General features: G+C 71.2%; 4 protein-coding genes. 3 read left to right on the top strand and 1 reads right to left on the bottom strand.

The genetic code is table 11. The annotated features are described in order from the left end of the window. The first annotated feature begins 229 nt into the window (after positions 1 to 229). Together ABZ281_RS43325 and ABZ281_RS43320 are read left to right on the top strand one after the other, a co-directional pair. Positions 230 to 964 (top strand): DUF4239 domain-containing protein, encoded by a 735-nt coding sequence (locus ABZ281_RS43325; protein WP_356663647.1) that lies wholly within the window; start codon positions 230 to 232, stop codon positions 962 to 964. A 223-nt stretch (positions 965 to 1187) separates the two neighbouring features. Beyond that, the gene (locus tag ABZ281_RS43320; RefSeq protein WP_356663645.1) at positions 1188 to 1715 is read left to right on the top strand and encodes a hypothetical protein; all 528 of its coding nucleotides are present in this window, start codon (positions 1188 to 1190) and stop codon (positions 1713 to 1715) included. 119 nt (positions 1716 to 1834) lie between these two features. Here the strand turns inward: ABZ281_RS43320 and ABZ281_RS43315 are convergent, their stop codons facing one another. Next, entirely contained in the window at positions 1835 to 2320 is a 486-nt protein-coding gene (locus tag ABZ281_RS43315; RefSeq protein WP_356663643.1) for a hypothetical protein, read from the bottom strand. 351 nt (positions 2321 to 2671) lie between these two features. On the opposite strand from ABZ281_RS43315, the gene ABZ281_RS43310 reads away from it, so the two are divergent. Continuing rightward, positions 2672 to 3339 (top strand): class F sortase (locus ABZ281_RS43310; RefSeq protein ID WP_356663641.1); only part of this gene is annotated, 668 nt, incomplete at its 3' end.

Raw genomic sequence — 3339 nt, 5'->3', positions numbered from 1 at the left:
TCCGCCGACCACCGCCCCCGCGCCGCGTCTGTCCGCGACGCCCGTGCACTACCCGCGCTATCGCGCCGTGCCCCCGCGGCCGCGGAGAGCGCAAGGCACGCTGTCGCCGCTCACCTTCGTCCTGCTCGTCACGGTGCCCGCGGTGGTGGCCGTCGCCGCGCTGCGCGCGCGCTGATCCCTCAAGCCCTGGAGGTACCTCTTGCCGGAATGGCTTGTTCTCACCCTCGCGATGCTGGCCGCCTGTGCCGTGGTGGTCATCATCACCTTCGTACGCCACCGCGCGGCGCCCGACGACGAGGACCCCAGTGAGACCCCGGACGTCATCGAGTACATGACGATGTGGATCGGCGTGGTCTACGCCATCGTCCTGGGCCTGGCGATCGCCGGTGTATGGGAGGGGCGCAGCGCGGCGCAGGACCACGTCCAGGCCGAGGCGAGCGCGCTGCACGAGATCTCGGAGCGGGTACGGGTCTATCCGGCCGAGGAACGCGACCGCATCCGGAACGACATCCGGACGTATGTCAGCCATGTCGTGACCACCGAGTGGGACACCATGGCCGACAAGGGCGAGGTCACCCCGCGCGGCACAGAGCTCTTCGAGCGGATCCGCCAGGACGTCACCGACTACGAGCCGGCGACGGACTTCGAGGCGCAGGCCTACCAGCCGCTGCTGGACCAGGTGACCGCGGCGAACCAGGCCCGGATCGCCCGGGCGGAGTCGACCGGGGAGACCATGCCGGGGGTGGTGTGGTTCGGGCTGTTCGCCGGGGCCGTCGTCACCATCGGGATGATCTTCGCGCTGCAGATCCGCAGAACCACCCGCGAACTGGTCCTCGCCGCGCTGTTCTCGGCGCTGATCGCCTTCCTGCTGTTCCTGATCTGGGACTTCGACTCGCCCTACAGCAGGGGCGTGACCGCCTCGGCGGACCCGTTCCTGAACCTCTTCCCGGGCGTCGGGGACTGACGGCGCCACACAGCACGGAGACCGGCCGGGGGCGCGCGACACACCGTCGCCGTCCCCCGGCCGCGTCAACGGTGTTCCCCCGGGCGGCCCACACCTGTGCCCCATTCGCCCTACTGCGATCGCGCCACCACGCTCGTCTTCTTAGCGTTTCGGGCATCGAGGTGCATGTGTGACGTGAGCGGAACAGGTCCGCGACTGCTCCTCGGGACCCGGAGGATTCACCATGCGCGCGATATGCCTCGCTTCGGCCGTACTGCTGGGCGCCGGCGCCCTCACCTCCTGCGTGCCCGCCGCCGACGCGGCGATCCGGACCGACTTCGGCTTCAGCGTCATGCCCTCCACCGTGGCGGCGGGCGGTGAGGTCACCCTGCGGGTGACCCGCAACAAGGCGTGCCAGGGGGAGGCGGCGGTCAACTCACCTGTCTTCGACATGGTCACCATCCCGCCGGAGGAGTCCTGGGCGACGGCCGTCGTCGACTGGGACGCCAAGCCGGGCGCCGTGTACGACGTGGAGTTCGAGTGTGACGAGTCGAGCGGCACCGCACACCTGACGATCGCGGGCGGCCGTCCGACGCACCACCCCACCCATCACCCGACGCGCCACCCCCACAAGGGTGTGCACGCCGGTGAGGGCGGCACCTTCGCCGGGTTCGACCTCAAGGAGGTCGGCCTCGGCGCCGCACTGATCGCCGGGTCACTCGGCGTCGCCTACCACTTCTCGCGCCGCCGCACCGACGAGGACGCCGGCTGACGGACGCCACGGCCGAACGGTCTTCGCCCCGGCTCCCCTGAAGCCTCAAGAGGGGGAGCCGGGGCGAAGACCGTTCACGTGCGAGGCGGTGACTCGTCGAAGGAGCGCGGCGCGAGGCGTCAGATGCGCCGCTCGGCCCGGCGGCGCATCCAGAACACGCCGCCGCCGACGACGGCCGCGGCCACGAGACCGCCGCCGATGGCCATGTCGGTCGGGCTCGCACCGGTGGTGGTGCTGCCGCCGAGACCGCCGCGGACACCGCCGATGACGGTGAAGGCCTGCGGCTTGGTCATCTTCCTGCCACCGCAGTCGACCGTGATGTCGTACGGCCCCGGACGGGCGTCACTGTTGATGGTGGCGGTGCCCCGGGCCCTCTCCTTGGAACCGTGGACGGGCGACAGGTGCGTCGGCGAGAACGCGCTGGACGTCGCCGTGCCGCCGTTGCGGCAGCCGTCGACCGAGATGGTCAGCTGGCCGCCGCGGGCGATCACGCTGGGCAGGGCGGTGATGTTGCTGGGCGTCTCCCACGCGGCGGCCGCGGGGGCGGAGAGGCCGAGGGCGGCGACCGCTGCGCCGGCGACCGCCAGGGCACGAGTGTTACGCATGTGAACCTCCGCGGAAGACGCCCCGGGACCCGTCCCCGGTCGATCGGCGAGAAAGCGCCTCCCAGAAAGACAGTCAGTTGCCGTGCCGCAAGCCGCATGTCGGGAATGGTCCGTCCTGGTGAGAGGAGGCGGTGCGGGAAGACCGCGCAATCGGATATCGCCGCAGGTCACGGGCCGTCAGAAATTTCCTCGCGGCGGCAACTCGGATGGCGCACCTCCTGCCCCCGAGGCACCCCTTCCGTCCGGGGGCCACCCGTTCGCCCCCGCCCCGTCGCCGGTTCCGCACGTGCCACTTAGCGTTCGGATATGCGCGATTGACACGGCGACGGCCGCGTCGAGAGGGGATGGCGAATGTCTGCGTCCGAGCTGGCCCAGGCGGAAGAGGAGGCGCGGCCGAGGAAGCGCGCCCCGTGGGGCGTGATAGCGCTGGTTCTGCTGACCGGCCTCGCCCTCATCCGGAACGGTTCGGGGGAGTTCGACGAGGGCCCGCCACAGCCGGCGACGGCGGCCGCCGCGGACAGCCGGGTACCCGGTGGCACCTTCGCCGGGACCGTACCGCCCTTGCCCTACTCCCTCCCGGACCGGGTCAGGATCCCGGCGATCCAGGTCGACGCGCCGATCCTCCCCGTGGGCCTGGACGCGGACGGCTGGGTCGGCGCACCGCCGCCGGAGGACCCCAACCTGGCCGGCTGGTTCACCGGTGCCGTCACCCCCGGCGAGAAGGGCACCGCGGTCGTGGTCGGCCATGTCGACAACCAGCAGGGCCCCGCCGTGTTCTACGGACTCGGAGCCCTGAAGAAGGGGCATCGCGTCGAGGTGGCCCGGCAGGACGGGAAGACCGCGATGTTCGAGATCTACGGCGTCGAGGTGTTCGAGAAGAACAACTTTCCCGGCGACCGGGTCTACGCGTCCAAGGGCGCGCCGGAACTGCGGGTCATCACCTGCGGCGGGGGGTTCTCCAAGCAGGAAGGCTATGCGGGCAATGTCGTCGCCTTCGCCCGCCTGGTCGAGGTGCGCTG

It is taken from the genome of Streptomyces sp. NPDC006265, assembly GCF_040613555.1.
In the GTDB taxonomy this organism is placed as follows: domain Bacteria; phylum Actinomycetota; class Actinomycetes; order Streptomycetales; family Streptomycetaceae; genus Streptomyces.
This window is presented reverse-complemented; position numbering and strand designations above follow the sequence as displayed.

Coding starts and splice junctions, on each gene's coding strand:
- ABZ281_RS43325 (WP_356663647.1), top strand. CDS start 230: ATGCTGGCCGCCTGTGCCGTGGTGGTCATCATCACCTTCGTACGCCAC.
- ABZ281_RS43320 (WP_356663645.1), top strand. CDS start 1,188: ATGCGCGCGATATGCCTCGCTTCGGCCGTACTGCTGGGCGCCGGCGCC.
- ABZ281_RS43315 (WP_356663643.1), bottom strand. CDS start 2,320: ATGCGTAACACTCGTGCCCTGGCGGTCGCCGGCGCAGCGGTCGCCGCC.